The sequence below is a fragment of the Christiangramia aquimixticola genome (genome assembly GCF_048285835.1).
Lineage (GTDB): Bacteria > Bacteroidota > Bacteroidia > Flavobacteriales > Flavobacteriaceae > Christiangramia > Christiangramia aquimixticola.
Genome location: NZ_JBLVTL010000148.1, coordinates 1 through 322 on the forward strand (window position 1 = coordinate 1; position 322 = coordinate 322).

Consider the following 322-nt stretch of genomic DNA (forward strand, 5'->3'; position numbering starts at 1 on the left):
GAAATGAGACTTCAAGATCGAAATGAGCCAGTAAACCTCAGAATGCTTTATGTGAGAGGGGATAATGGCCAATTGGTTCAGTTGGATAATCTCGTGAAAGTGGTGGAAAAGAGTACGCCTCCCCAGCTTTACCGATTCAATCGATTTGTCAGTGCTACCGTATCTGCCAACCTAGCTGAAGGTTACACCATTGGCGCAGGTCTGGATGAAATGGACAAAATCGCAGCTGAAGTTTTGGATGATACCTATTCTACAGATGTATCGGGACCTTCCAAAGAATTCAGAGAGAGTTCAAACAGTTTGCTATTCGCATTCATCTTTG

General features: G+C 43.5%; 1 protein-coding gene. It reads left to right on the forward strand.

All coding sequences use genetic code 11. From position 1 onward, the window contains the following. Positions 1–42: 42 nt before the first annotated feature. A partial coding sequence (locus ACNKXV_RS13885) for an efflux RND transporter permease subunit (RefSeq protein WP_417908312.1) occupies positions 43–322 on the forward strand: 280 nt, incomplete at its 3' end.